This is a genomic window from Delftia sp. DT-2 (genome assembly GCF_028401915.1).
Classification (GTDB): Bacteria; Pseudomonadota; Gammaproteobacteria; order Burkholderiales; family Burkholderiaceae_C; genus Comamonas; species Comamonas tsuruhatensis.
This window is the reverse complement of the sequence record NZ_JAQOTI010000004.1, coordinates 227,173-250,422: the sequence shown is the minus strand read 5'-3', so window position 1 is coordinate 250,422 and position 23,250 is coordinate 227,173. Positions and strand designations below refer to the sequence as shown.

The window sequence follows — 23,250 nt, the reverse complement described above, 5'->3', positions numbered from 1 at the left end:
GGCCACAATAGGCGCATGTCCGAACCCCATTCCGATGAACTGCTGGCCCAGGTGGCAGCGCTGCCGGGTCTGCCCGGCGTCTACCGCTATTTCGACGCGGCAGGCACGCTGCTGTACGTGGGCAAGGCCATCAACCTCAAGCGCCGCGTCTCCAGCTACTTCACCAAGAACCATGGCGGCACGCGCATAGGTCACATGGTGGGCAAGATCGCCCGCATGGAGACCACGGTGGTGCGCTCCGAGGCCGAGGCCCTGCTGCTCGAAAACAATCTGATCAAGACGCAGCAACCCAAGTACAACATCCTGTTCAGGGACGACAAGAGCTATCCCTATCTGAAGATCACCGGCGTCGCCGCGCGCGACGGCCGGGATGGCGAGCCGGCCCACCAGCTCTTCGCCCGCATGGCCTACTACCGCGGCGCCGTGGACAAGCGCCACCGCTACTTCGGCCCCTATCCCAATGCCTGGGCCGTCAAGGAAAGCATCCAGCTGCTGCAAAAGGTCTTCAGGCTGCGCACCTGCGAGGACACGGTCTTCGCCAATCGCTCGCGGCCCTGCCTGCTCTATCAGATCAAGCGCTGCTCCGGCCCCTGCGTGGACCTGATCTCGCCCGAAGCCTATGCGCTGGATGTGCGCAATGCCGAGGCCATGCTGCGCGGCGAGACCCAGGAACTGCTGCGCCAGCTGGAGGCCCGCATGATGGAGCACGCCGGGCGCATGGAATACGAGCAGGCCGCCGAGGTGCGCAACCAGATGACGGCACTGTCGCGCGTGCTGCACCAGCAGGTCATAGAAACCGCCGACGACCGCGACGTGGACATCCTCGCCGTGAAGGTGCAGGGCGGCCGCGCCTGCGTGAACCTGGCCATGGTGCGCGGCGGCCGCCACCTGGGCGACCGGCCGTACTTTCCCGCCAACCTGGGCGATGCCGCCTCGGTCTACGCCGGCGAGGAAGAGGCCAGTCTTGCCGAGTCCGCGCGCCCGGTCGAGGAGATCGTGCTCGAGGCCTTCATCGCCCAGCACTACACCGGCGTGGCCGTGCCGCCCGTGCTCATCGTCAGCCACCCGGTGGACAAGAAACTGCTGGCGCTGCTGAGCGAGCAAAGCGGCGTGCGCATCACCGCCGTGCAGCAGCCGCGCGAGCAGCGGCGCATCTGGCTGGAGATGGCGCAAAAGAACGCCGACATCCAGATGGCCCGCCTGCTGGCTGAAGAAGGCTCGCAGCAGGCGCGCACGCGCGCCCTGGTCGAGGCGCTGGACCTGGCCTGCGAGAACCTGGACGAACTCACCATCGAATGCTTCGACATCTCGCACACGGCGGGCGAAGCCACGCAGGCCTCCTGCGTGGTCTTCCATCACCACAAGATGCAAAGCAGCGAATACCGGCGCTTCAACATCGAAGGCATCACGGGCGGCGACGACTATGCCGCCATGCGCCAGGTGCTGACGCGCCGCTACAGCCGCGTGGCCGAGGCGCAAAGAGAGGCGGGCGGTGCCGAGCTCACCGGCAAGCAGCCGCAACTGCCGGACCTGGTGCTGGTCGACGGTGGCAAGGGCCAGGTCAGCATGGCGCGCGAAGTCTTCGAGCAGCTGGGGCTCGATGTCTCGCGCATCGTGGGCGTGGAAAAGGGCGAGGGGCGCAAGGTCGGCCTGGAAGAACTGGTCTTTGCCGACGGGCGCGAGAAGATCTACCTGGGCTACGACTCGGCCGCGCTGATGCTGGTGGCCCAGATCCGCGACGAGGCCCACCGCTTCGCCATCACCGGCATGCGCGCGGCGCGCGCCAAGGTGCGCGTGGGCGGCGGCAAGCTCGAGGAGATTCCGGGCGTGGGCCCCAAGAAGCGCGCGCGCCTGCTGCAGCGCTTCGGCGGCGTGCGCGGCGTGTCGGAAGCCACGGTGGAAGACCTGTGCAGCGTGGACGGCATCTCGGCCGCGCTGGCTGAAGATATCTACCGTGCATTGCATTGAAACGACTGTCCCGCGGGCTGCACCGCAGGCCCGCAAACAGAACCTCAAACACCAAGGTACGTGACACAATGGCGGCCATGTTTCTCACAATCCCCACCTTGATGACCTGTACGCGGATCGTCGCGATTCCGCTGATCGTCGGGGTGTTCTATGCGCCTTTCGACGTGGCGACCCGCAACCTGGTCGCCACGGTCATGTTCATCGTCTTCGCGGCCACCGACTGGCTGGACGGCTACCTGGCGCGCAAGCTCAACCAGACATCGGCCTTCGGCGCCTTCCTCGATCCCGTGGCCGACAAGTTCCTGGTCTGCGCCTCGCTGCTGGTGCTGGTGCATCTGCAGCGCACCGATGTGTTCGTGGCCCTGATCATCATCGGCCGCGAGATCGCCATCTCGGCCCTGCGCGAATGGATGGCCCACCTGGGCGCGGGCAAGAGCGTGGCCGTGCACATGCTGGGCAAGCTCAAGACCACGGCGCAGATGGTGGCCATCCCCTTCCTGCTGTACGACGGCCGGGTGTTCGGCATGATCGACACCGGCGTCTGGGGCCAGGTGCTGATCTGGGTGGCGGCGGTGCTCACCGTCTGGTCCATGGTGTACTACCTGCAAAAAGCCCTGCCCGAGATCCGCGCACGGGTCACGCACTGAGGGCCTTTCCGGCCGTTCCCGGGATCCTGCGCCAGACACGTCAAACTGTCTGGCGTTGCTATATTTTTGGAAGCATTTGAATCAGGCAGGGCAGCGGCTGCGGCGTCGTGGATGCGAAGCGGTGAGGCACATTGCAGCACTGGCAAGGCCTGCGGCGGGCAAGTCCATTGTCAACCCTTGTCAATTCGTGAAGCCGCTAGCACCCGCTGCGCGCAAAAAACCGGCCGCAAAGCCAAAGCTGGCGCCAAAACCGCATAGAATCGTGCCCTGTCGTTGCGATGCACAGCGTGCATTGACACCTGGAAGGTCGATGGCTTTAATTCACCGATGCCTGCCCCGAGGCAAGCGTCGAACGGCAAGCCAGATTCCGTATCCGTCGCGCCGGGTTTCTGGTCGCGCCAAGTTGGTGGCCGCAGAGACATTCCATTCACTTATTTCTCCAGAGGCATCTTGTGAATAAAACCGAACTGATTGAGCACATCGCTAACAACGCCGACATCTCCAAGGCTGCGGCTGCTCGCGCACTGGATTCCACGATTGAGGCTGTGAAGAAAACCCTCAAAAAGGGTGGTACAGTGTCGCTCGTTGGTTTTGGTACATTCGCCGTTGGCAAGCGCGCCGCCCGCACGGGCCGCAACCCCCGCACCGGCGAGACCATCAAGATCAAGGCCGCCAAGGTTCCCAAGTTCCGTCCGGGCAAGGCATTGAAGGATGCCCTGAACTGACACCAGTCAAGGTGGGGTGCTTAGCTCAGTTGGTAGAGCGGCGCCCTTACAAGGCGTAGGTCAGCGGTTCGACCCCGTTAGCACCCACCACCAAAAACTGAATGAAATCAAGGCCCTAGAGACATCTAGGGCCTTTTTCTTTGCTCGTTTTACCCGCCAGAATGGTAGCCAAAGGGAGCGTCTACCAGCCGAGAATAGTTGTCTACCAACCTGCCTGGGCGTAGACTCGCGCCCCATTTGCAGCAGATCGGAGGCCGGCTTGGCAGGCAAGAAACAGTTCCCGAATGGCACCTGGCAGTACACGTTCAAGCGCCGGGGCGTGCTGGACAAACCGCTCTATTTGACCTTCGCAACAGAGGCCGAGGGCGATGAATATGCAGCCAGGCTGGATGCCCTGCTGTCACGGGGCATCGTGCCCGCCGAGCACCAAAAGGCTGAGGTGGTGCTGACAATCAAGGAGCTGGTGCGCGAGTACGAGCGCGATGCGCATCCGTCGCCGAAAGATCGAAGTGCCCTCGGCACCATCCTGGACAGCCGTGGCCATTACCCGCTGAGCGAGATCAATTCGGCTTGGGTCGATGGCTGGATTTCGGAAATGAAGAGGGTGGAGAACCTGGCGCCGGCCACCATCCGTGCCAAGGTAGGGGCACTGGCCAGGTGCACGGACTGGGGCATGCGAAAGGGGCTGCTGTCCCTGCCGGACCATCCGCTACGCACGTTGCCAGACGGATATGCCCAGTACACAAAGACGGATGCCGCGCTTGCAGAAGGTGGCGCTCGCACCGATGTGGAGCGTGACCGGCGCCTGGAGCGCGGCGAGTATGAGGCCGTGTTGGCTGTTATTGATGGGGGAGTTCTCGCGCGAAGGCAGCGGCCGCTGAAACTGGAGCACCAGGCAGCGTTGCGATGCCTGTTCGTCCTGGCCGTGGAGACGGCAATGCGAATGCGCGAGATGTACACGCTGACGCTCGGGCAGGTGGACCTGCCACGGCGAACGGTGTTTTTGGACAAGACCAAGAACGGTGACAAGAGGCAGGTTCCCCTGTCATCGGTGGCAGTTGGAGTGCTTGAGAGCTACCTGCAGGGCCTGGATTTGCCCAGCCCGCAGGCACTGATTTTCCCGTGGTGGTCGAAGCGCGATGAAGACCTGCATGCCACCACGGACTACCTGTCGAGCTTGTACGCTGGAATCATGGAGCAGGCCGGCGCCAATGGCCTGAGATTCCATGATCTGCGTCACGAAGCGACCAGCCGCCTGTTTGAGCGGACCTCGCTGAGCGAGACGCAGATCATGAAGATCACAGGCCACAAGACGCAGCGCATGCTAATGCGCTACGCGAACCTCCGGGGCACTGACCTTGCGAACGCGCTTTGGTGAGCGCTTGAGTATGCGGTCGGCGGTTTGCTTGTTGATCACCTGCTCGGCGAAGCGCACCACGTCGCGGCGCATGAAGACATACGCCCGGCCAATTTTTGCAGCCGGAATTTTCCCTTCGCGGGCCATGTCTTCAGCTGTTTTGACGTGAACCTTGAGTATGTCCGCAGCTTCGCGGAGGTTCAGGGTGTCAGTGTTGCTCATTGTTTTTGTCCTTGCTGTTGGTTCAGGAGGCGCCGGAGGTCGAGCGGCCACACCCAAGGGTTAGCGCTCCAGCTGGCCGGGCCATTGATCGATTCCCAGAGGCTCTGGAACGATTCGCGCGGGCTCAGCGTCCAGTCCTGGCTGGTCTTGTCCAGGTAGTTGCGATAGCCGCACTCCGGGGCGCCTGCCATGCACTCCAGGCCCTCGGCGCGGGCATCCTCGTGGCTGATGTCCTGCAGGCGCTCAATGCGCACACTGGTGATCTCCAGCAGGATGCGGCTGGCCCAGCGGGGCATGTGGATGCTGGGCTTCCAGGGCGATTTCTCCATGGCGTCCACGCTGACCACGTCCGGGTTCGATGCGCGATACCAGCACTCGTCCAGGAAGCCGCGCTCGTCGTCCCACTTGCGGCACCACGTCTCGCGCACCCACAGCCGGTCGCCTGGCTGCCCATAGCGGCAGAGCAGCGGGTTCGCGGGCTCCAGCGGACCGCCGTCCGCCGCGCTGCGGCACCACGATGCGCGGTATCCGCCAATGTTCCAGTACGGATAGCCGCTGTGCGTGGAGTCGGGCTGCGGCTTCACGACGCGGCGCGTCTGGGTCTTCGTGCCGGCCAGCAGGGCGCGAACCATCGGCGCCGAAAACAGTATCGGTCGTTCTTTCATGTGCTCTCCTTGTGGGCCGTGGCGCGCGGCTTTGCGGGGTGGATCGTGATGTCGCGGCGGTGCCCGCTGTTGCGGTCTGTGCCCTTGATCGTGATCGGCAGGTCATCGGCATGGCCGTTGTGTTTGGCAAAGCCAACAACCAGCGACACGAAGGTGCCAGTTGCGATGGACATGGCATCGGCAATGCCGTGCTCTTCCAGCAGCCGGTCGAAAGCCTTGAGGAATTCGTCGTGCGCGTCAGCCATTGCCGTGCTCCCCCTTGGCGGCCTGGTGGGCCTTGAAGGCCTCGTCGTAGTGCGTGTTGCAGCAGAAGCCTTTGCCCATCCAGAGAATGTTTGAGGGCCGTCCGCACGGGCATGCAGGGAAAGGTTCGTGCTTGTTGGCGTCGAACCAGGCCTGTGCCTCCTTGCCATAGGGGGCGTCCTCATCGGGAATGTGGCCAGGGCCGCAGAGGCCGTTCTCGATCCATCCCATAGCAGCCTCCGCGCCGGCGCCGTGCTGCCACTCGATAAAGGCGGCCTGCTGGCCGACGATCTGGTCATGGAACATGCCGGCCAGCTCGTTGATTGCCTTCTGCAGTCGCCCGGCCTCGGTCTGCAGCTTGCTGATGGTCGTGGTGCCGTCTTCGGCTTCGGGCAACTCGCGCAGCCACCACGCAGCGGGCCCGTCCTCGGTGTCGAAGATGGAAACCAGCTTCCAGCCGTCACCCTGTGGTGAGGTCGGCTGCCAGTCGGTCCAGTTGACGGCCTCACTCATGGCTTCGAGAGCGTCGGCGTCGAGCTGGTCCTCGGCCATCGTGCGGGCCAGCTCCAGACCCAGCGCGGCGAAGAAGCTGCGCGGCATCATGCCTTCGTCCAGCCAAGGGAGATCGGGGTGATCGCCCAGGCCCATCTCGTCGCGCTCTGGCGCGCGGCCGTCGAGCATGCGGGCCTTCCAGCGGTCGTCCAGCACAGGATGCGGGCCGCCAGCGCGCAGCTGCTCAATGGCGGCGATGATGGGTTCGGCGCCTGGGTTGATGTCCGAATTGATGCCCAGGCAGTCGCTGATCTGGCCCAGGGCCTCACAGGCTGCGTTGAACATGCGGGCGTACTGCTCGATAGTGGTGCCGGCCAGGGTTGCGGGCTCCTCGATTTGGGCCAGGCACTGAGGAGCATGCTCGGCGGCGCGGGCTGCTACCAGTTGCGTGTAGCGGTCCAACTGATGCTTCTCGGCTTGCACGGCCGCCAGTGGCCGCGCCGGCATGTCGTCTTCAATCAGCGTCGAGTGCTCTATCCATATGCCTGCTTGGCGCATCAGATCCTCTTGCGTCTGGGCGTCAATGTGTGCGGCTGTCGTGATTGCTGTCATGAGGCTTCCTTGGTGAGCAGCTGCCAATGCGCTGCGGTGGTGTTGATGAAGTGGCCTGCGCGCTGTAGCAGCTGCTGGCACGCGGCCTGGAGATGGGTCGGGGTCATGCGAAAACAGGTCGGCCCGCGCTTGGCGGGCCGGGTTGGTGGGATCAGGCGGCCCGGCGCAGTTGCCAGGCCGTGGACTCGGGAGAGTTCAGCGAGACGATTTGCTCCATGGGCACGGGGCTCACGGAGTTGCCCACCATCTTTACCTGGGCGGTTTTCGTCAGGGGTTTGCCGGAGGCGGTCCGGTCGATGACGTAGCCAGGGGGGAAATCCTGAGCGTTGTAGAGCTCACGCGGCACCAGCATGCGCAGCGTGATATCCACGATCACCCAGGGCTCGCCCTTGAGCCACACGGTCACGAGCGCCAGGCGGTCGCGCGTGGTGATCGTGGTCATGGGGTCGCGCAGGTCCGCCCACTGGCCACCGCTGGCGTGGTAGCGCATCAGGAAGGCGGCGCAGCGCAGAGCGCCGGCCTCCTGCTCGGGCGACAGGTGGTACTGGATCAGGGCATGGTGCTCGGCCCCGGCTGTGACCGTGGGCACAGGCTCGCGCATGTCGCGGCCCACGCTGTTCCTGCGCAGCGTGCACAGGTGGGCGGCGATCAGCTGCTGCTGGCTGCCGCTGGTGGTCACGGTCGATACAGGGTCGCGCAGGTCGCGGGCCGGCGTGGTGTTGAACCCGTCGTTGGCCTGGACCATGAAGGCTGATGCCAGGCTCTGCCCACCGCCGCTGGCCGTCACGGTGCCCAGCGGCCCCCGGATGTCGTTGGCGCCGTGGCTCCAGCGCTTGCCACCGTCCTTGCCCTCGCCGTGCCCGGCCTGCACCAGGTATGCCGAGCTGACGGCGTGTTTGATGCCGCCGGCCACGGCCGTGCCCAGGGGTTGGGACAGGTCGAGCACGCGCGGGGCCTGGCCCTTGGCTTCGCCGTAGCCCATCTGGATCAGGGTGGGCGACACCAGGGCACGGCAGCCGCCTTTTTCCGTGGCGATGGTGCTCATGGGCCTGTCGAGCATTTCGATCTTCCCGCCGTGGGCCATGTTCACGATGAACGGCTGGGGGCTGTTCAGCACAAACTTGTCCAGGCCATGCGCGATCCGCCGCATGGTGGCCGGCGCCAGTTCCTTCTTGCGCCCGAAGATGCTTTGCCCGGGGATGCTCCAGTCGATGCACTCGGCTGCTTGGCGGAATGGCTTCTGGCCCGGCTTCGGGTTCTTCCAGTGCGTCTGCGCTGGCCAGACGATGGGCAGTCCGTCGCGGCGGGCGATCAGGTACAGCCGTGTGCGGGTGCTGCGTGAGCCCAGGGTGGCGTTGCAGATCACCCGCCATTCCACCTTGTAGCCCAGGTCGCGCAGGGCCTGGATGAAGTGGCGCCAGTTGCGGCCCTTGTGCTTGGGGTCCGGCACCAGGAACTGATTGCCACGCGGCACCACCTCGCCGGGTTCGGCTACGCGGAAGGTGGCTTTTCCCGTGGCGGGGTCCGTGATGCGGTCCAGCGTGATGACGCGGCCGGTGGCGGGATCGCGCTTCGCGATCAGCGGGGACCACTGCATCATCTGCTCGACGTTCTCCAGCGTGATGACATCGGGCTGGGTCTTGCCGGCCCAGCGGATGACGATCCAGGCAAGCGAGCGGATTTCCCCGTTGCGGGGCTGGCCGCCCAGGGCCTGGCTGTGATGCGTGCAGTCGGGTGAAGCGTGGAGGAGGCCCACCATCTCGCCGCGTGTCACGGCCAGCGGATCCACTTCGCGGATGTCGGAACGGTAGTGCCTGGTCTGCGGGTGGTTGACCTCGTGCATGCCGATGGCATCGGCGTCGTGGTTGATGGCGACATCGACGGGCCGGCCTATCGCCTGTTCTATGCCGGTCGATGCGCCGCCACCACCGGCAAACAGGTCGATCACCAGCTTTGCCGCCAAGGGCAGGAGGAATTGAGGGGTAAGCATGCTGCTCCTCTAAATTTGGGCCAAAAAAAGCCCTCGCGGCATGCGCCGGGAGGGCTTCCGGGGGGTAATCGCCTACCATGTGCAGCACAGGAGGAGATATGGAAATTCGCGTGAAATTCGATGCCGCACTATGGTTTATCAGTGCTCTATGCGCGCTAATCGTTATCGCAGCTCTGTTGATGGCATTCCCGGGTTTATCGGGTTGGCTTCCTAGTAATTCATCCGAATTGGCTAGCTGGTTCCAATCGATAGGAGCCATCGGAGCCATCATTGGTGTTTGGTGGCAAACGAATTATCAATTACGTGAGGCAAAGAAAAGCACCGCTGCGATAAAGAAGGATAACGAAATTGCAGTTTTGGAAAGAGCAATATTTATAATCTCGTCTTTGAAGGAAATGGTTGCTGCCAAGAGGTTGTATATTACTGCCATTGCAACTAAATCAACTAAACAATCAGCAATAACAAGCATTCTTGGTATATTGGATTTGTCAACCAAGCAATTAATGGACTACCCATACTGGGACTTGCCAGATACCAGGGTTGCCATCGACTTACAGAAAGTTCTACAAGCTTCGAGTTTGTTGAAGCTAGAGTTTGAGGACCCATCACTTGATACTCTTAACAGACTGGATGAGCTACTAGCCGTATGTCATCACGCACTAATTGTTTGTAAAGTTCGTCTTTCTCTACGCCAAGCCAAGAGTTGAGCTTTGAAGACAGCGCCCATGAGCTGTCCTCATGCCTCGAATCAGCTGGCGGGCGTCTCGTCCCAGGTGCGTCCGTCCATCTGGCGGCCTGCGGCCTTTTTGCCGACCCGGTACATCGTCATGGCGCCGGGCGGGAAAGCATTCGGCTCATGGAAGTGGTGCACGCTGCTGTCCAGGTGAAGCGCCGTGCTCTCGGTAGTGCACACACGGCCATAGATGTCATCCAGATTGGCTTGGTCCTCGTGGGGCTTCGCAATCACACGGGACCGCCACAGCGTGCGGTCCTCGCCTTCGCTCATCTGTGAGATAGGCCGCCACTCGCCCCACTGCTTGAACAGGAAGGGCACGCCGGCCGTATTGCACTGGTCGCGCAGGCTGCGTGCCCAGTCGGGATGCATGGGCCGCGCACCTGGGCCGCTCTCGCCGCCGACGATCACCCAGTCCAGCGCAGGCAGATCCGGCGCCGGCTCATGCTCCTCGTTGACGCATTGCGTGGTGCCGCGCAGCGGGTAGATCTCGCAGTCACCATTGATGTCGATGACCGTCAGGTCTACGGGTCCCAGCAGGGGCTCCATGGAGAGGAATCGCACGCGCGCAGGCACTGCCAGCAGCTTTGGGATGTCGCGGTCGGCCTCGCTCTGGCTGGTGATCGTCGCACCCAGCCAAACGTTGTCAGGCAGCCATCCGGGGATGATGGCTACCATCGCGGGCACGTTGCCGATGCGCTTGGTCAGCAGCAGCCAATCCAGATCGGGTGTGTCGCGGATGAGCGCGAAGAGGTCGGCGCGCCACTGCGGATCAACAGCGTTGTCGAACACATCAGCAAGCGATGCGCAGAACACGCGCTGTCGGCGGCCATGCTGCACCATGAATGCGTCGGCCTGAGCGTTCCAGCGGCGCGGCATGGCCCAGGTGGCGGGGCTGGTGCGGCGGCGCGGCGCGCCTGGGCCCCAGTTAACGGCCTGGCCGCCGGCAAACCGCGCATTGCGGGTCTCGGCGTAGCAGTGGTCGCAGCCCGGGCTCACCTTCTGGCAGCCTTCCCAGGGGTTGAACGTGTGGTCGGTCCATTCGATCTTGCTGTTCTCAGACATTGTGGGTTCCATGCAAAAAGCCCGAGAGGCGACTGCCAAACGGGCTGTGGGAGGTTAGGATTCGCCGCTCATGAAAGGAGAGGGCGATGGAAGCTAATGAGATTTGTCTACTATGGGGAGACTGGCAAATTCAACGCTGGTGGTCATGCATGACGAAAGCGGAATGGTCTGGTTGGATGCAAGCGATAGGCGCGGTGCTAGCAATATTGGGGGCGTTTTACTTATCAAAAATTCAAGAAAGCAGCAATCAACTGCGATTGAAAAAATCTGCGGTAATTAGGGTTAAAGTTTTTGCGAGTAATGTTTTATCTTGTGCAAGGATCTTGGGTAAAGTGGAGGTTGTAGAAGAGTTAGAAATGATGCGTCATCAAGCTTTTCTGAAAGAGACGTTGGCAGTAGGCCTTGCAATTCCAGTGGAAGTTCTTAACGGTAAATGGCTTCATGCGTTTGAGACATCCAGATTAATCGCAACACAGTTGGCCCTGTTGTGTGACGTTCTGGCAAAAGATGACACTAAGCTGCCGGAAGCAATGATCATTATAAAAAGGCTAGTTGCTCACGTCGATAAAGTTGAAGGGATTGTGAGTAAATCTTATCCTGGAGTAAATTTTTCTGAAGAAGAGTGGAGGTTGTGATTTTGGTTTTTGTAATATCGTTTAATTGGAGAATTATTTATCTCCATCAGAGCATTAGAGTAGGAGAATAATTCTGCTGTGAATATTAGGAAAGCACTCGCTGCGTCAGGCGGGAGGATTGATCTCGAAAGGCGCGCGATCCTTGCCTTCGATCCAGTTCGGCGGCTTGCCCCGGCCGGTCCAGTGGTGCGGGACGTTGCAGCAATCGGCTCAATGACCGCAGGGTAGGCCTTCGCCTTCGGCAAGCTTGGCAGGGACCGTCGCACCGCAGCTTAAGCAGAGCCGCGAGGGCGAACAGGCAGCCGGCTGGTGGGCGCTGCACTTCACCGCCTTGACGCCGTCCGGATATGCCTTGATGACGGGCATGGAGGCAAAGGGCAGCGTGGCGCAGGCTCGGCTGCCACCGCAGCAGGTTTGGCACATGGAGCCTTTGGGCTGATGCTGAGTCATCGCGTGGGCTCATCGTCGCTGGTGCGGTGGACCAGGCCTTGCCAGTGCTGGCCCGGTGGCAATGGCGTGGTGTGGCCGGACCCGTCTGCCGTGGGCCTTGGGAGCGCAGCCTGCAGCGCTGGCGAGTCAAGAAATCCCACGCGAGAGGCCTTGGTGATCCGCGCGAACTCGATCTCCGCCCGAGAGCTGGCAACCAGGGTCTGGCCGATGTCGGTGATGGCACGGGCGATCTGCGGCGTGGTGGCGCCGCTGCGCAGATCCTTGATGGTCTGGAGCAGCAGCGATTGCAGTTGGCCCATGCCGCTGGTTTCAGGCTGCGTGGGCTGGGTGTCGGTTGTGGTGGTGGTCATGCTCGGCTTTCTCAATTTCCTTGATCTCATGGTCCAGCTGGCGTGTGAGCTCCCACACGGGCAGCAGGTCGACGGGGACTGCAGCCCCGTTGCTGCGGGACAGCTCTGCGCGTGAGATGCAGCGCAGGTTGTTGATGTCGAAATTGGAGGTGTCTCCGTCATGGAAGATGACGGCATGTCCCTCCGGGATAGGGCCGTGGTGCTGCTCCCACACGATGCGGTGCACCAGCGCCCAGCGGTTTGGCTCTGCCACCTTGCGCTTGAGGTAGCGGGCTGCATGGGGCAGCGCTCGGGGCGGCGTGGTCCAGCGCTCTGAGCCCACGGGGACCCATGTGGGCGGCCGGTTGCCGGCCTTGAAATGGCTTCGTCCCAGCTCCACGCTGTATCCGTGCAAGCCTTTATTCCATGGCTTGAATCCAGCGGTGAACTGGCCCTGCCGCCGGCCCTGGCGCAGCATGGAGGTGCTGTAGGTCTGGGACAGCGCTGCAGGGCTTTTGTGCAGTCCCAGGCGGCTGGCCCGAGTGGCGATGTCCTGCATGGGCATGCCCAGCAGCTCGCCCAGGTCCTCGTTGAGCATATCGGCATACAGCAGCTGCAGCAGGTCATCAAGGTGCGTCCAGCGGCCAGTGCGCAGGGTCTTGGCGCCGGATGCCTTTTTCACGCCCAGGTCATAGGCGCGCTGCTGCACATGCCTGGCCGAGCGCTGCAGGTGCGCAGCGACGTCGGCCGTAGGCTGGGTGGGGTAGTGCGCCCGCAGGTAGGCGTCATCCTCGGCCCGCCATGGCGTGTTCTTGCTCATATCGGGAGACCGACCTGCTGCCCCTTGATCTGCAGCACGCGGCGTGCGTGGTTGCCGACTTCGGCGGTGACCGAGTAGCCGTAGCCATCGGGGTTGATCAGCTCGCGGATCAGGTCGAAGGCTTCGGCGACATCCGGCGCCAGGTGGTTGGCGTCGTAGGTGGTGGTTTCGAGGTTGGGCAGTTGCTGGGCCATGCGCAGCAGCTCAAGGGCAGCTGCGTCCTCGGTGTGCAGGCCGCGCCCAGGCATGGGGCGGGGCAGGTTGGTGGTCAGGGCAACGCGGCCCTCGTCGTCGGCGGAAATGGCAATGATGATCTGGCGGGCCATGGTGGTCTCCTGTGGTGCGGTGGGGTTAGGACGGAGTTCCGTCAAGGTGCAGAAGGCGGTGGATCTGGTCGCGCGAGCGGTCGAACTGGACGGCCCACGCGGCGAGCTGGGTGACGGGTGGCCGGCTTGCGTGCTGTGCGGCCAGTGCGTGGGCGTCGGCCAGGGCGACGGCGTGGCGCAGCGCGTAGTGCCAATCGCTGGCCCAGTGGTGTTCGCGGTCAGCGGTGGCAGATGACGACATAGGGCCGGCCTCCGAATTGCTCCTGAGCCCAGGCGCATGCGTCTTGCGTGCAGGCGCCGACGAATTGCTGCTGCGTGCAGCCGCATTTGATGGTGAAGGTGCGCATGTGACTCCAGTGATCAGAGGGATGGCAGTTCCAGCGGTATCTGCTGGAGCCTGGGCGCGCTGGGCGCATCTGCGGCGCTGGCTTTGCGGCTGCGGCGCTTGGGCGCAGTGGCAGTAGCTGCAGCGCTGGCCAACTGCTCGCGTGCCTTGGCAAACGTCTCTGCCACGTTGGTGGCTTCGCTGCGGCGGTAGATGAAGGCGCGATCTGTGAGCGGTGTCGTGGGGTGCGTGATGCGGGCGAGTTGCATGTGGGTCTCCGGCATGCAAACGGCCCGCTCAGTGGCGGGCCGTTGGTTGGTCAAAGAAGGTGGTGCCGCACCAGGCGTAGAGCAGCATTCCGCTGTGCCTGGCCTCGTCCAGCGCCGCATATCCCGCGTTGCTCAGCAGCGCGCATGCGCTCCAGATCAGGGGTTGGCCGTCGCCCTCGCGCTCCATCACGGCGCCTTCGGCCAGGTCGCGGAAGTAGGTGGCCAACCAGAACGGGCCTGGTGGTGCTGGCGACGGTGTCTCGGGGTACGGCGGGCTCATTGGTGCTGCGTGGCCGCGTCGAAAAACGTGGTGCCCGGCCAGGCGTAGAGCAGCATGCCGTCATCCCGGGTTCGTGCTGCAGACGCACTCGTTTCATCTGTCTGCTTGGTGCGCGCTCCATAGAGAGCAAGTTGGGTAACGTTGTCCGTGCCGGGGCCGCGCTTTGCGTGGCTGCGTTTGCAGAGCTGATCCAAGGCTGCGGTTTCCGCCAGATCCCGGAAATAGGCGGCGAGCCAGAAAGCTGGGTGATGTGAGCCAGGCAATTCCGGGTAGGGCATGCTCAGATGCTCGGCCCTTGGCTTGCAAGGTGGGCGACGCGGTGGGATGGCATTTGCCATGGCAGATCTCCAGTGGTGGACGAAGAAAAGGGCCGGTGCCGCGTGGCGGCTGCGTGGGCGAGATGGCTGGTGGTTGCGAAGAAGAACCCAGGCCCGGCGAAAAGAAGGCCGCATGTGCATCCAAAGGCGAAGTGCTTGAGAGGGCGGATGCGCGGCATCAAACCGAAGCGCCCTGCAACCCAAGACGCTTGGGTTTGCCCTGCGTTGCGCAGGGCGGGCGCGCTGCTGGCGGTCAGCCCGACAGCCGGCAGTGCTTCAGCCATTACCCGCCATGGCTGCGGTGTGTGGGCGCCTCGAAAAACGAGGTCATCCCCTGGCGGTCGTAGTCACGCGCTCAGTGAAATCGGCCGCGCTGGGCCGCAAGGGGGTTTTCAGGTCTTCGCGCCGCAGCTCCAGTGATTGGAGTGGGCGCCTGCCGGCCTGGGCGAAAGCAGGGCTCCGAAGGCAGCCCCATGCTTCACAGCGTGGGGTGCTGGTCTCGTTTATTTCGCAGGGCGAGAGTGGTGACTGCTGCAGCCTACTGGCTGATGATCGTGTTGCCGTTGACCGTGAGGCTGGAAATCTTTCCGAGCGCTGCATTCACCGAGCATCGGGCGCTGGCTGGAACTTCGAGTCCAAAGCCGTTGCGCAGGCGGATGGTGTTGGTGCCATTGGTCCAGGTGAACACGTAGTCCGGCCCTATGCGCTCGGATTCGGCATATGGGATCTGCGCCTTGTCTGGATCGCGAGACACCAAGCGTATGCCTTCTTTGCACAAGCTGAGTGCGCGTGAGTCGCTGATTCCGTTGGAGCTTGACTTGCCCCTGCTGCCGAACATGCAGGAGCCGATCAGTGCAACTGTGGCGATTGTGAGTCCCCAGCCGATCACCTGGGCGGCCTTTGACTGGGGCGCCTTTTGTTGCATGTCGGGGAAGATGTTCCCGTACTGTTCCTCGCCCTTGGATTCTCCGTAGCCAAGGCTTTTGGCAAGCGCAGAGGGCTCGCGCTTCGCTTGGGGCTCTGTCCGGTGAGGGGTGGGGTTGATGGGCGCCCCGCACCCTATGCAGGCCGCAGCCTTGTCGCTGATTTCCTTGCCGCACTCGGCGCACTTGATCAATGCCATCTGTCCCCCTCGTCTGGTTGCGTAGGGGGATGGTAGCAAGCGCGCAGCTGTCACCACTCTCTTGTTAAGGGGCGGGGCTTGCCCGGCCGATGCCATGGTGCCCGTGCAGCGAAGTCGCGGCACAGGGGTGATAGTAGTGGCACTTCTTAGTTATTGCAACAGTGCCACTTCTTTTTGGGATGAAAAAAATAAATCTGTAGCAATGTTTTCAGTGTTGGCGGCTCGATTCCAGCAGTGCAACTTGGCGTTGCGCAACCTTGCGTTGCGTTGCGCAACCCAGCGTTGCGCAACGCTGGGTTGCATATGCATGAAGGGGGTTGCTTTCGGTGTAGGGCTGTGCAACACTGTATAAAAGAACAGGTATACACATGACCACTGACCTAAAGCTCTTTCTTGGCCAACGTTTGAAGTCTGCTCGCCAGGCGGCATGTCTATCGCAAGAGCATGCAGCAGATACGTTGCGGGTTTCTAGGCAGGTGGTCTCAAAGTGGGAGAGAGGATTGAGTTGTCCCACTGCTATTCAGCTCGGTGATTTGGCGATTCTGTACTGCGCCTGCGCACACTCGTTATTATTTGGTCAACCATTCGAGCAAGTGCAATTTAGTGAATTTTTGCAAAAGCAGTGCCTAACCCAGCCACTATTTGAAAGAATGAAAAATGGCGAAAGATGCGACGCAGATAGCTGAACTAATAGAGAACTACCAGGAGAAATTGCCGACTCCTCGGTTCGTCACTGATTTATATATTGAGGCTGTAGCTAGATTGGCGGAACGGATTACCGCTCAAGAGCTTGAGGAGTTGATCGCACTGGGTGCGCTCATCAAGGAGCGTTCCACCATGTACATCCCCGCATGTCAGTGGCACGATGATCCACAATGCTCGCGCGGTAGGATCATTCGCCACTGAGCTAGTGATCAGCCGTTTCTTTGTGTCGCTTACTAGCTGATTTGACTGATTTGGGCTTGGCAGGTGTCCCAAGAGGAGAAGATCCGGCAGGGGCGATGGCATGCTGAGAGCTTTTGTAAAGCTCTTGAGCCAGCTTACTAATTGCATCGACAGACTCTTTAGTCATCGACCTGACCATTAGTATCAACTGAATCTCAAATTTGCTCAGATCTGCAATGCTTGCTGGCGAATCACTTGTTCCAGCAAGACCGGCAAAGTGAATTGCTTGTTCAGCCAGTCTGGGGCTGAAATCTCTAATTTTGCAACCTAAGCCTTCTGCGAATCCAGCAGCCGCCTTCAGGCTAAGAGGTGTGTCTCCTCGCAGAAATTGGCCAACAGCACTCTGGCTGCCGATGCCGTGCTGCTCCCCGAAGACCGCTTGGCTAGTGTGCGGGAGGCGTTCCCACAAGTCGGCGAGCAGCAGCGCCTCCTGGCGGTGCTCGTCGGTGACGATGGCTTTCCTGTTGGTCATGACTCTTTGACAGTAGTAGAACTACTTGAATTCGCAAAGAAGTGCCACTGTTGACCTTATCTAGAAGTGCCGCTACTATGTTGCGATGAGCAACGTTAAAGCTATACGCGCGCTTCTACAGATCACTCAGCAGGCATTTGCTGATGGGATTGGTTGCACTCAAAGCAACATCGCCCAGTACGAGCGTGGTCAGACTGAGCCGTCGCCTGGTCGCGCCCGGCGGATCGTTGAGTTCGCTCGTGGGCTTGGTCTCGCCATATCGCTGGAGCATGTGTATGGCGATGTCGAGTTGCCTACCTGCACAGGCGAAGCTCGGAGCGTGGGCGAGGCTTCACATGCCTAAAGCTCATCGCGTGGTTTGTGCGACTAGTGCTCGCAGCTGTGCAATCACCTCCGGTGCCGCGCTCCCAGTCTCCTGCATACGCCGGCAGCACAGTTCGCTCCACCGCGCCAGCGCGCCCGCGCTGAAACCGGCTCGGCCTTCGCCTTCCAGGACTTCGATCATCTGGCCCAGGAACAGCTCCAGGGCCTGCGCCCATTGGGGGCTGCCGATGTTGTCTGCTGTGGGCGTTGCGGGTGTTGTGTTGTGGGTCATGTCGATGGCTCGCAAGGGGTTGTGCTGATGAGTGCAACTTTCTCAGTTGGCATCGCCCCTGGCTATGTCGAATCCGATCCCCAAGCCGACATTGCCGCCGGCATGGATGTGCTGGACGCGGCCTACCTGACGGCGCAGACCAGCCAGGGCGGTGTCAAGGCACTGGCCGTGCGCATGGGCATCAACGCCGGCACGCTGCAGCACAAGCTCAACACCAACAACGAAACGCACCACCTGACCCTGCGCGAGGCCGTGCAGCTGCAGGTGGTCACGGGCAATGCGGCTGTGCTGCATGCCATGGCCAGCCAGCTGGGGTACGAGTGCCGGCGCGCCCTGCCAGACCAGGCCGAGGGGGACCCGGTGGAGGCCTTCATGCACTTCCAGTCCGCCGTGGCCGAGGTCACGCGCGCTGCAGCTGATGCGCACCGCCAGCCGTCGCGCAATGCGGTGCGGCGGCTTGACCGCCAGGTGCAGGAACTCACGGTCATGGCGCAGTACCTGGCGCGTTCGGCACAGCAACGCCTGGCCGACACCCCTGGAGGTGGCAATGCGTATTGATATCAAGCCTGAGGGCGGTGATCGGTACAAGCGTGCCCTGGCCGGCCTCGATGGCGGGCAGATTGCTCAGGCCACGGCCGAGGCCATCAACATGGGTGTGGGCCGTGTGAAGAACGCCATGCGCGCTGAGATGCAGAGCGTTTTCGACCGGCCCACGGGCTACGTGCTGCAGTCGGTGCAGGTGGTCAAGAAGGCCACGGCCGGCGACCTTAATGCGCTGGTGGCGCCTACCTACATGGGTGGCAAGGGCGTGGACCCGCAGCAGATCCTGGCCGCGCAAGAGGATGGGGGCCGGCGCCGTGACAAGCGCAGTGAGAAGGCGCTGCGCACGGCAGGCATCTTGCCCATTGGCTACCAGACCGCGATTCCCGCCACGCCATTCCCGGGCAGCGACGACGGGCGCGGGAATCTCAAGGGCTCGACCCTGGTACAGCTGATTGCCTACTTCCAGGCCTTCGGCGAGCAGGGCTACCGGGCCAACATGACCAAGGGGCGCATGCAGGCCTTGCACCAGCGTGGTGGCAAGGGTGCGCGCTTCATGGGGCCGGTGAAGGGCATCCGCTACATCGTGGCCTATGGCCGTCTGCGCGGCGGTGCACGGGCCACTGCGCGCGGCGAATACGACAAGCGCGCATCCAACCTGCCGCCTGGCATCTGGGCGGTGACCGGCACTGGTGGCGCAGACGTGCGGCCGGTGCTGATGTTCGTGCGCGGCGGCAACTACAAGCCCCGCATCAGCCTGGACGGGGTGCGCAAGCGCTCGGGCATCGATGAGCTGATTCCCCGCTGGGTCCGTGGCCGCGTCTACGACGCATTCAAGAAAGCCAGTCAGGGCTGACGGCCCGGCTGATATCAGGAGAGATAGACATGCAACACACCACCCATCAGGTGACCACGCATGACACCAAGGCGGATTCGTTTTCTGCCATTGGCAATGCCACGCGGGTGCGCCTCAACGAACGGCTGTACAGCAGCCTGGCCGAGGCCCACCGCCGGGGGCAGCCCGCCCTGAGCCGGCGCGAGCTGAGGGACTTTCACAACGAGTGCACGGGCGAATGGCTGGAGATCTCCAGCGTGGCCAGCACGGTCAATGCACTGGTTGCGGCCAAGCGCGTGGAGGAGGTGGCGGCACGGGCCTGTTCCCTGCCGCCGCATCGCCTGGTCAAGCCTGTGCGCTGCCGCCTGCAGCAGGCGACGTTGACGGATTGATTTGATATCGAAGGTTGAGCAGGCATGAATCACTACCCCCACCACATCGGCGACTTCAACACCGCGACACGGCACTTGTCACGGCTGGAACGTGCCATCTACCGTGACATGCGTGACATGTACTGTGACACCGAGCAGGCACTGGACGGCTCCAGCTTCGATCTGCTGGCGCGGCGCCTGCTGTGTCGGTCGCCGGAAGAGATCGATGCCCTGCAGTTCGTGCTGTCCGAGTTCTTCACACTCCAGCCTGATGGCCGATATCAGAACGCTGAATGTGAGCAGATCGTGGCTCAGTTCCGCCAGCAGCAGGAGGGGCGAGAAGAGGTCAAGAGCAATGAGCACCTGCGGCAGAAGCGCAGCAGGGCTAGGCGTAGTGCTATCTTTTCTGCGTTGCGTGCCCTGGGTGTGGTGCCCGCTGCCAAGGCCAAGGCGGCAGAGTTGATGGCCCTGTGCCGTCAGCATGGGATCGTCGTGACAGACACCAGTGTCACGCTTAATGGCACGGACTGGCTCGGTGGTGATACGGGCAATGTCACGCCACGTCACGGTGATGTCACGGGTGGTGTCACGCCTCGTCACGGCGATGACACGGGTAACCAGAACCAGAACCAAAACCAATACATACCCCCCAACCCCCCTGCAGGGGGGGCGAACGGTGGATTGGCTATCGCCACGGCACTTGCAGGCAGCTTCCCGGAGCATCGGCGCACCCGGTTGGTGGACGTGGCCGACGCCGTGGCCGATGCCATCGCCCGTGGCGACGTGACGGCCGAGGAGTTGCTGGCTGCCGCTGAGCAGCAGCGTGGACTGCTGGCGGCGAAGGATGGCAAGGCCTGCCCCAGTCTTCTGCGCTGGGTGCGTGAGCAGCGTTGGAGGGACGTGGTGATGCTGGCATCTGCGGCAGGCGAAGGGCAGCAGCCCGACAACTGGGCTGACACACGCAGCGGGGTCGAGGGCATGGCGGCCAGCCTGGGCATGCCGGGCTACGACGACTGGTGCGATGCGCGAGCGGGGCAGGGCCTGCGACGGGCTTTTGCGGACTACGAGGGGGCGGTGCATGCGCTGCTGGCCGAGCGTCAGGGGGTGTCGGCATGACGGTGCTCGCCCTCATCGGCGCGGCGGCGCCCCTCTCGATGTGCTCAAAAAAAAGGCAGGATCGCGGGTCCTTTTTGGCCCCCTTGGAAGCGGGTAATTCGAGCCGCGCTCTCGGACTGTTGCGCAACCTTCCTAAGGGGGTTAAGTGAAGATCCTGCCTTACTTTGATGCTCCTATTTCGCAAGCAGAATTCGCGGATTTGATCGGTGTCAGCGAGGCCCGCGTGAGCCAGCTGGTGAACGAAGGCGTGATCGTCCGGGGCGATTCGGGCCACGAATGGCTGCTGGGATACTGCGAGCGCCTGCGCGACCAGGCGGCGGGCCGTGCATCGGCCGGTTTGGGCGGTCTGGACCTGGTCCAGGAGCGTGCGGCGCTGGCGCGCTCGCAGCGCGAGGCCCAAGACCTGAAAAATGCCGTCGCCCGTGGCGAATTCGCGCCCATCGGCGCCCTGGCGGACGTGCTGGGCCTGGCCAGCTCGGCCGTGGTGGACCGCATGGACCAGATCGAAGGCCAGCTGCGCAAGGCCTGCCCGGATCTGCCCGAGGATGCCCGCGTCACGGTGTTGCGCGTGCTGGCCGATGCCCGAAACGAGTGGATCCGCGTCACGTCCAAGCTGATCGGCGAGCGCGTGGCGGCCATGGCTGAAGCGCCCGACGAGGATGAGCTGGACGAGGAGGCCGCATTTTGAGCGCACCCCTGTCGAGAGAGGCGATTTCCGCCATCCAGGCCGCCGCGCAGCTGGGCCTGTCCAGCCTGCGGGCCGATCCGCCGCAGACCCTGTCCGAATGGGCTGCCGACAATTTCCTGCTGGCTGGCGAATCCAGCCACCAGAAGGGCGGTTGGGTGGCCTGGCCGTTCCAGATCGGAATCTTGGACTTCATGTCCGATGACCGCATCGAGGAACTGGCCGTCAAGAAGTCCAAGCGCGTCGGCTACTCGAAGATGATCACCGCCTTCGTCTGCTACAACATCGCGCACCGCCGCCGCAAGCAGGCGCTGTGGCAACCCACGGACGACGACCGTGACAGCTTCGTCAAGACCGAGATCGAGCCTCTGCTGGACAGCAAGGACGGCGTGCCCTCGGTGATCGCGGCCCGCAAGCAGGGCAGCCGGGTCGAGGAGACCATCAAGTACAAGCCTTTCCGCGACAGCGTGCTGCACCTGCTGGGCGGCAAGGCGGCACGGGCCTACCGCCGGATCACGGTGGCCGTGGCCATCCTGGACGAATGGACGGCGTTCGACCAGACCATCGGGGGCAGCAAGGACAAGTCGGCGGGCTCGCCCGGCACCTTGGCCAAGGGCCGGCTGGAGGGCGCTCCTTACCCCAAGTTCATCGGCGGCAGCACGCCCGGCATCAAGGGCCTGTGCCACGTCAGCCGCGCCTGTGAGGATTCCGAGGACGAGGTCGATTACCTGATCGAGTGCCCGCGCTGCGAGGCCGAGCACCCGCTGACCTGGGGCGGCAAGGAGGCCATGCACGGCTTCAAGTGGGAGGCCGGCAAGCACGAGACTGTGCGCCACATGTGCCCCCACTGCCGGGAGTCCATCAGCCAGGCCGAGTACCTGCCGGGCGGCTGGCCGCTGACGGGCGCCTGGGTGTGCCGGAGGTCTGGCCGCCGCTTCGGTGCAGACCGGATCTGGCGCGCTGCCGATGGCACGCCTTGCAGGCCGCCGCGCACGCTGGGCGTCCACATCTGGGCCGCCTACAGCCCGCAGCGCACCTGGGCGTCCATCGTGGACGAGTTCGAGAAGGCCCACCGCGCCCTGCAGGAGGGCGATGCAGGCCCCATGACCTCGTTCACGAACGAAACCCTGGGCCAGGCCTGGGAGCTCAAGGGCGAAGGCACCGACGACCATGTGCTGCAAGCCCGCGCCGAACCCTATGCCATCGGCACGGTGCCCGTGGGTGGCCTGGTGCTGACGGCTGGCGTGGACGTGCAGCGCACCTGGTGGCAGATCAACGTCTGGGCATGGGGCCGTGGCATGGAAAGCTGGATCGTGGACCGCCACATCATCGAGGGGAATCCTTCCAGCGAAGGCGACTGGGCGCCCGTGACCGCTTACCTGCAGCGCCGCTACCGCCAGGCCTGGCACGGTGGCAGCCTGGGACTGAGCGCCATCAGCATCGACTCGTCGGACCAGACGCAGGCGGTCTACAACTACGTCCGCACGCACCAGCACATGCTGCCCAACCTGCGCGCGATCAAGGGCGACAACAACGACAACCGGCCTATCGTGGGTCCGGCCAGCATGCAGGACCTGGACTGGCGCGGCCAGAAGATCAAGCAGGGCATCAAGCTCTGGCTGGTGGGCGTGGACAACGCCAAGGATCTGCTGCTGGGCCAACTCGCTATCACCGACGCCGGCCCGGGTTGCGTGCACTTCAGCGAGGACCTGCCGCGCGAATTCTTCGAGCAACTGACCGCAGAGCAGCGCATCCTGGCCAAGGTCCAGGGCCGCGAGGCCTACCGCTGGGTCAAGCGCCGCCAGCGCAATGAGGATCTGGACTGCCGCAACTACGCCATCCACGCGGCCATGGCCCAGGGTCTGCACAAGTACACCGATGCGCGCTGGTCGCAGGTCGAGCAGATGGTGCAGCCTGCGCGCGACCTCTTCAGCCCACCCGAGGCGCCCGCCAGCGTGGCGCCGCCGGCGCCCACGGTTGCGCCCACGTCGGACGCGCCACCCGTTTCCGCCTCCACCGCGCCCCGTGCGCCGGCCCCCGCGCCGCGCCGTGCGGCACCCGTTCGCCGCAACGGCGGTTTCTCCCGCTCCTGGTAGCA

33 protein-coding genes, 1 tRNA gene and 1 pseudogene are annotated in these 23,250 nt (G+C 63.1%); 16 read left to right on the top strand and 19 right to left on the bottom strand.

Annotated features, from left to right (window positions below; genetic code table 11):
• The first annotated feature begins 15 nt into the window (after positions 1–15).
• The 5 genes from uvrC to PO605_RS08445 all read left to right on the top strand — a co-directional run bounded on the left by uvrC (position 16) and on the right by PO605_RS08445 (position 4,718).
• The gene (uvrC, locus tag PO605_RS08465; RefSeq protein ID WP_016445352.1) at positions 16–1,968 is read left to right on the top strand and encodes an excinuclease ABC subunit UvrC; all 1,953 of its coding nucleotides are present in this window, start codon (positions 16–18) and stop codon (positions 1,966–1,968) included.
• 77 nt (positions 1,969–2,045) lie between these two features.
• Positions 2,046–2,615: a CDP-diacylglycerol--glycerol-3-phosphate 3-phosphatidyltransferase gene (gene pgsA / locus PO605_RS08460; protein ID WP_026062576.1), complete on the top strand. Its 570-nt coding sequence runs from the start codon at positions 2,046–2,048 to the stop codon at positions 2,613–2,615.
• A gap of 452 nt (positions 2,616–3,067) precedes the next feature.
• Entirely contained in the window at positions 3,068–3,340 is a 273-nt protein-coding gene (locus PO605_RS08455) for an HU family DNA-binding protein (protein ID WP_012204727.1), read from the top strand.
• Between the two features lie 14 nt (positions 3,341–3,354).
• Positions 3,355–3,430: transfer RNA gene (locus PO605_RS08450), tRNA-Val, on the top strand.
• Between the two features lie 169 nt (positions 3,431–3,599).
• On the top strand, positions 3,600–4,718 hold the full coding sequence (locus PO605_RS08445; protein WP_272206274.1) for a site-specific integrase: 1,119 nt from the start codon (positions 3,600–3,602) through the stop codon (positions 4,716–4,718).
• Here the strand turns inward: PO605_RS08445 and PO605_RS08440 are convergent.
• The 5 genes from PO605_RS08440 to PO605_RS08420 all read right to left on the bottom strand — a co-directional run bounded on the left by PO605_RS08440 (position 4,665) and on the right by PO605_RS08420 (position 8,921).
• Positions 4,665–4,919: a helix-turn-helix domain-containing protein gene (locus PO605_RS08440; RefSeq protein WP_272206273.1), complete on the bottom strand. Its 255-nt coding sequence runs from the start codon at positions 4,917–4,919 to the stop codon at positions 4,665–4,667. The genes PO605_RS08445 and PO605_RS08440 overlap by 54 nt on opposite strands.
• Complete coding sequence (locus PO605_RS08435) at positions 4,916–5,584, bottom strand: hypothetical protein (protein ID WP_272206272.1); 669 nt, start codon at positions 5,582–5,584, stop codon at positions 4,916–4,918. The genes PO605_RS08440 and PO605_RS08435 overlap by 4 nt, the downstream gene beginning before the upstream one ends.
• Complete coding sequence (locus PO605_RS08430) at positions 5,581–5,829, bottom strand: hypothetical protein (RefSeq protein WP_272206271.1); 249 nt, start codon at positions 5,827–5,829, stop codon at positions 5,581–5,583. The genes PO605_RS08435 and PO605_RS08430 overlap by 4 nt, the downstream gene beginning before the upstream one ends.
• Entirely contained in the window at positions 5,822–6,877 is a 1,056-nt protein-coding gene (locus PO605_RS08425; RefSeq protein WP_272206270.1) for a hypothetical protein, read from the bottom strand. The genes PO605_RS08430 and PO605_RS08425 overlap by 8 nt, the downstream gene beginning before the upstream one ends.
• A 205-nt stretch (positions 6,878–7,082) precedes the next feature.
• Entirely contained in the window at positions 7,083–8,921 is a 1,839-nt protein-coding gene (locus tag PO605_RS08420) for a DNA cytosine methyltransferase (protein WP_272206269.1), read from the bottom strand.
• A gap of 98 nt (positions 8,922–9,019) precedes the next feature.
• Here PO605_RS08420 and PO605_RS08415 point away from each other — a divergent pair, with 98 nt between their 5' ends.
• Positions 9,020–9,628 carry a hypothetical protein gene (locus PO605_RS08415; RefSeq protein ID WP_272206268.1) on the top strand — a complete coding sequence of 203 codons (609 nt, stop codon included), beginning with the start codon at positions 9,020–9,022 and terminating at the stop codon, positions 9,626–9,628.
• Positions 9,629–9,669: 41 nt separating this feature from the next.
• Here PO605_RS08415 and PO605_RS08410 read toward each other — a convergent pair whose 3' ends face one another.
• Positions 9,670–10,719 carry a phage Gp37/Gp68 family protein gene (locus PO605_RS08410; RefSeq protein WP_272206267.1) on the bottom strand — a complete coding sequence of 350 codons (1,050 nt, stop codon included), beginning with the start codon at positions 10,717–10,719 and terminating at the stop codon, positions 9,670–9,672.
• A gap of 86 nt (positions 10,720–10,805) precedes the next feature.
• Between PO605_RS08410 and PO605_RS08405 the strand changes: the two genes are divergently transcribed.
• Positions 10,806–11,354 carry a hypothetical protein gene (locus tag PO605_RS08405; protein ID WP_272206266.1) on the top strand — a complete coding sequence of 183 codons (549 nt, stop codon included), beginning with the start codon at positions 10,806–10,808 and terminating at the stop codon, positions 11,352–11,354.
• A 105-nt stretch (positions 11,355–11,459) separates the two neighbouring features.
• On the opposite strand, the pseudogene PO605_RS30995 reads toward PO605_RS08405, so the two are convergent.
• The 11 genes and pseudogenes from PO605_RS30995 to PO605_RS08355 all read right to left on the bottom strand — a co-directional run.
• Positions 11,460–11,534, bottom strand: a pseudogene (locus PO605_RS30995) (H-NS histone family protein); the annotation flags it as partial.
• Between the two features lie 266 nt (positions 11,535–11,800).
• Positions 11,801–12,154: a hypothetical protein gene (locus PO605_RS08400; protein WP_272206265.1), complete on the bottom strand. Its 354-nt coding sequence runs from the start codon at positions 12,152–12,154 to the stop codon at positions 11,801–11,803.
• Positions 12,114–12,953 carry an HNH endonuclease signature motif containing protein gene (locus PO605_RS08395; RefSeq protein ID WP_272206264.1) on the bottom strand — a complete coding sequence of 280 codons (840 nt, stop codon included), beginning with the start codon at positions 12,951–12,953 and terminating at the stop codon, positions 12,114–12,116. Before PO605_RS08395 ends, PO605_RS08400 begins: the two co-directional genes overlap by 41 nt.
• On the bottom strand, positions 12,950–13,279 hold the full coding sequence (locus tag PO605_RS08390) for a hypothetical protein (protein ID WP_272206263.1): 330 nt from the start codon (positions 13,277–13,279) through the stop codon (positions 12,950–12,952). The genes PO605_RS08395 and PO605_RS08390 overlap by 4 nt, the downstream gene beginning before the upstream one ends.
• Positions 13,280–13,304: 25 nt before the next feature.
• Positions 13,305–13,520 (bottom strand): hypothetical protein, encoded by a 216-nt coding sequence (locus PO605_RS08385; protein ID WP_272206262.1) that lies wholly within the window; start codon positions 13,518–13,520, stop codon positions 13,305–13,307.
• A complete protein-coding gene (locus PO605_RS08380) occupies positions 13,498–13,626 on the bottom strand; it encodes a hypothetical protein (protein WP_272206261.1) in 129 nt (42 codons plus the stop codon). The genes PO605_RS08385 and PO605_RS08380 overlap by 23 nt, the downstream gene beginning before the upstream one ends.
• A 13-nt stretch (positions 13,627–13,639) precedes the next feature.
• On the bottom strand, positions 13,640–13,873 hold the full coding sequence (locus tag PO605_RS08375) for a hypothetical protein (RefSeq protein WP_272206260.1): 234 nt from the start codon (positions 13,871–13,873) through the stop codon (positions 13,640–13,642).
• Between the two features lie 28 nt (positions 13,874–13,901).
• Complete coding sequence (locus PO605_RS08370) at positions 13,902–14,153, bottom strand: hypothetical protein (RefSeq protein ID WP_272206259.1); 252 nt, start codon at positions 14,151–14,153, stop codon at positions 13,902–13,904.
• Positions 14,150–14,491 carry a hypothetical protein gene (locus PO605_RS08365; protein ID WP_272206258.1) on the bottom strand — a complete coding sequence of 114 codons (342 nt, stop codon included), beginning with the start codon at positions 14,489–14,491 and terminating at the stop codon, positions 14,150–14,152. The genes PO605_RS08370 and PO605_RS08365 overlap by 4 nt, the downstream gene beginning before the upstream one ends.
• Positions 14,492–15,008: 517 nt before the next feature.
• The gene (locus PO605_RS08360; RefSeq protein ID WP_272206257.1) at positions 15,009–15,593 is read right to left on the bottom strand and encodes a zinc-ribbon domain-containing protein; all 585 of its coding nucleotides are present in this window, start codon (positions 15,591–15,593) and stop codon (positions 15,009–15,011) included.
• 150 nt (positions 15,594–15,743) lie between these two features.
• Complete coding sequence (locus tag PO605_RS08355) at positions 15,744–15,902, bottom strand: hypothetical protein (protein ID WP_272206256.1); 159 nt, start codon at positions 15,900–15,902, stop codon at positions 15,744–15,746.
• A gap of 59 nt (positions 15,903–15,961) precedes the next feature.
• On the opposite strand from PO605_RS08355, the gene PO605_RS30990 reads away from it, so the two are divergent.
• Both PO605_RS30990 and PO605_RS08350 read left to right on the top strand, forming a co-directional pair.
• Positions 15,962–16,279, top strand: coding sequence for a helix-turn-helix domain-containing protein (locus PO605_RS30990; RefSeq protein ID WP_353889159.1), 318 nt, complete (start codon positions 15,962–15,964; stop codon positions 16,277–16,279).
• Positions 16,251–16,499: a hypothetical protein gene (locus PO605_RS08350; protein ID WP_272206255.1), complete on the top strand. Its 249-nt coding sequence runs from the start codon at positions 16,251–16,253 to the stop codon at positions 16,497–16,499. The genes PO605_RS30990 and PO605_RS08350 overlap by 29 nt, the downstream gene beginning before the upstream one ends.
• Position 16,500: 1 nt before the next feature.
• Here the strand turns inward: PO605_RS08350 and PO605_RS08345 are convergent, their stop codons facing one another.
• Entirely contained in the window at positions 16,501–17,010 is a 510-nt protein-coding gene (locus PO605_RS08345; protein WP_272206254.1) for a hypothetical protein, read from the bottom strand.
• Positions 17,011–17,095: 85 nt separating this feature from the next.
• Between PO605_RS08345 and PO605_RS08340 the strand changes: the two genes are divergently transcribed.
• Complete coding sequence (locus tag PO605_RS08340) at positions 17,096–17,353, top strand: helix-turn-helix domain-containing protein (protein WP_230355130.1); 258 nt, start codon at positions 17,096–17,098, stop codon at positions 17,351–17,353.
• Between the two features lie 3 nt (positions 17,354–17,356).
• On the opposite strand, the gene PO605_RS08335 is transcribed toward PO605_RS08340, so the two are convergent.
• The gene (locus PO605_RS08335) at positions 17,357–17,605 is read right to left on the bottom strand and encodes a hypothetical protein (RefSeq protein WP_272206253.1); all 249 of its coding nucleotides are present in this window, start codon (positions 17,603–17,605) and stop codon (positions 17,357–17,359) included.
• Between the two features lie 27 nt (positions 17,606–17,632).
• On the opposite strand from PO605_RS08335, the gene PO605_RS08330 reads away from it, so the two are divergent.
• From PO605_RS08330 to PO605_RS08305, 6 genes are all read left to right on the top strand, one after another.
• A complete protein-coding gene (locus PO605_RS08330) occupies positions 17,633–18,163 on the top strand; it encodes a phage regulatory CII family protein (protein ID WP_051940622.1) in 531 nt (176 codons plus the stop codon).
• Positions 18,153–19,001: a hypothetical protein gene (locus tag PO605_RS08325; RefSeq protein ID WP_272206252.1), complete on the top strand. Its 849-nt coding sequence runs from the start codon at positions 18,153–18,155 to the stop codon at positions 18,999–19,001. The genes PO605_RS08330 and PO605_RS08325 overlap by 11 nt, the downstream gene beginning before the upstream one ends.
• A gap of 29 nt (positions 19,002–19,030) precedes the next feature.
• Positions 19,031–19,372 (top strand): hypothetical protein, encoded by a 342-nt coding sequence (locus PO605_RS08320; RefSeq protein ID WP_272206251.1) that lies wholly within the window; start codon positions 19,031–19,033, stop codon positions 19,370–19,372.
• Between the two features lie 24 nt (positions 19,373–19,396).
• Positions 19,397–20,467, top strand: coding sequence for a YdaU family protein (locus tag PO605_RS08315; protein ID WP_272206250.1), 1,071 nt, complete (start codon positions 19,397–19,399; stop codon positions 20,465–20,467).
• A gap of 199 nt (positions 20,468–20,666) precedes the next feature.
• Positions 20,667–21,155 (top strand): hypothetical protein, encoded by a 489-nt coding sequence (locus PO605_RS08310; RefSeq protein WP_272206249.1) that lies wholly within the window; start codon positions 20,667–20,669, stop codon positions 21,153–21,155.
• Positions 21,152–23,248 (top strand): phage terminase large subunit family protein, encoded by a 2,097-nt coding sequence (locus PO605_RS08305; RefSeq protein ID WP_272206248.1) that lies wholly within the window; start codon positions 21,152–21,154, stop codon positions 23,246–23,248. Before PO605_RS08310 ends, PO605_RS08305 begins: the two co-directional genes overlap by 4 nt.
• Positions 23,249–23,250: the final 2 nt, after the last annotated feature.

Coding starts and splice junctions, on each gene's coding strand:
- PO605_RS08365 (WP_272206258.1), bottom strand. CDS start 14,491: ATGGCAAATGCCATCCCACCGCGTCGCCCACCTTGCAAGCCAAGGGCC.
- PO605_RS08335 (WP_272206253.1), bottom strand. CDS start 17,605: ATGACCCACAACACAACACCCGCAACGCCCACAGCAGACAACATCGGC.
- PO605_RS08325 (WP_272206252.1), top strand. CDS start 18,153: ATGCGTATTGATATCAAGCCTGAGGGCGGTGATCGGTACAAGCGTGCC.
- PO605_RS08430 (WP_272206271.1), bottom strand. CDS start 5,829: ATGGCTGACGCGCACGACGAATTCCTCAAGGCTTTCGACCGGCTGCTG.
- PO605_RS08390 (WP_272206263.1), bottom strand. CDS start 13,279: ATGGCCCGCCAGATCATCATTGCCATTTCCGCCGACGACGAGGGCCGC.
- PO605_RS08410 (WP_272206267.1), bottom strand. CDS start 10,719: ATGTCTGAGAACAGCAAGATCGAATGGACCGACCACACGTTCAACCCC.
- PO605_RS08385 (WP_272206262.1), bottom strand. CDS start 13,520: ATGTCGTCATCTGCCACCGCTGACCGCGAACACCACTGGGCCAGCGAT.
- pgsA (WP_026062576.1), top strand. CDS start 2,046: ATGTTTCTCACAATCCCCACCTTGATGACCTGTACGCGGATCGTCGCG.
- PO605_RS08355 (WP_272206256.1), bottom strand. CDS start 15,902: ATGCATATGCAACCCAGCGTTGCGCAACGCTGGGTTGCGCAACGCAAC.
- PO605_RS08320 (WP_272206251.1), top strand. CDS start 19,031: ATGCAACACACCACCCATCAGGTGACCACGCATGACACCAAGGCGGAT.
- PO605_RS08435 (WP_272206272.1), bottom strand. CDS start 5,584: ATGAAAGAACGACCGATACTGTTTTCGGCGCCGATGGTTCGCGCCCTG.
- PO605_RS08415 (WP_272206268.1), top strand. CDS start 9,020: ATGGAAATTCGCGTGAAATTCGATGCCGCACTATGGTTTATCAGTGCT.
- PO605_RS08375 (WP_272206260.1), bottom strand. CDS start 13,873: ATGCAACTCGCCCGCATCACGCACCCCACGACACCGCTCACAGATCGC.
- PO605_RS08340 (WP_230355130.1), top strand. CDS start 17,096: ATGAGCAACGTTAAAGCTATACGCGCGCTTCTACAGATCACTCAGCAG.
- PO605_RS08345 (WP_272206254.1), bottom strand. CDS start 17,010: ATGACCAACAGGAAAGCCATCGTCACCGACGAGCACCGCCAGGAGGCG.
- PO605_RS08315 (WP_272206250.1), top strand. CDS start 19,397: ATGAATCACTACCCCCACCACATCGGCGACTTCAACACCGCGACACGG.
- PO605_RS08350 (WP_272206255.1), top strand. CDS start 16,251: ATGGCGAAAGATGCGACGCAGATAGCTGAACTAATAGAGAACTACCAG.
- PO605_RS08380 (WP_272206261.1), bottom strand. CDS start 13,626: ATGCGCACCTTCACCATCAAATGCGGCTGCACGCAGCAGCAATTCGTC.
- PO605_RS08420 (WP_272206269.1), bottom strand. CDS start 8,921: ATGCTTACCCCTCAATTCCTCCTGCCCTTGGCGGCAAAGCTGGTGATC.
- PO605_RS08440 (WP_272206273.1), bottom strand. CDS start 4,919: ATGAGCAACACTGACACCCTGAACCTCCGCGAAGCTGCGGACATACTC.
- PO605_RS08405 (WP_272206266.1), top strand. CDS start 10,806: ATGGAAGCTAATGAGATTTGTCTACTATGGGGAGACTGGCAAATTCAA.
- PO605_RS30990 (WP_353889159.1), top strand. CDS start 15,962: ATGACCACTGACCTAAAGCTCTTTCTTGGCCAACGTTTGAAGTCTGCT.
- PO605_RS08425 (WP_272206270.1), bottom strand. CDS start 6,877: ATGCGCCAAGCAGGCATATGGATAGAGCACTCGACGCTGATTGAAGAC.
- PO605_RS08395 (WP_272206264.1), bottom strand. CDS start 12,953: ATGAGCAAGAACACGCCATGGCGGGCCGAGGATGACGCCTACCTGCGG.
- PO605_RS08330 (WP_051940622.1), top strand. CDS start 17,633: ATGAGTGCAACTTTCTCAGTTGGCATCGCCCCTGGCTATGTCGAATCC.
- PO605_RS08370 (WP_272206259.1), bottom strand. CDS start 14,153: ATGAGCCCGCCGTACCCCGAGACACCGTCGCCAGCACCACCAGGCCCG.
- PO605_RS08400 (WP_272206265.1), bottom strand. CDS start 12,154: ATGACCACCACCACAACCGACACCCAGCCCACGCAGCCTGAAACCAGC.
- PO605_RS08360 (WP_272206257.1), bottom strand. CDS start 15,593: ATGGCATTGATCAAGTGCGCCGAGTGCGGCAAGGAAATCAGCGACAAG.
- uvrC (WP_016445352.1), top strand. CDS start 16: ATGTCCGAACCCCATTCCGATGAACTGCTGGCCCAGGTGGCAGCGCTG.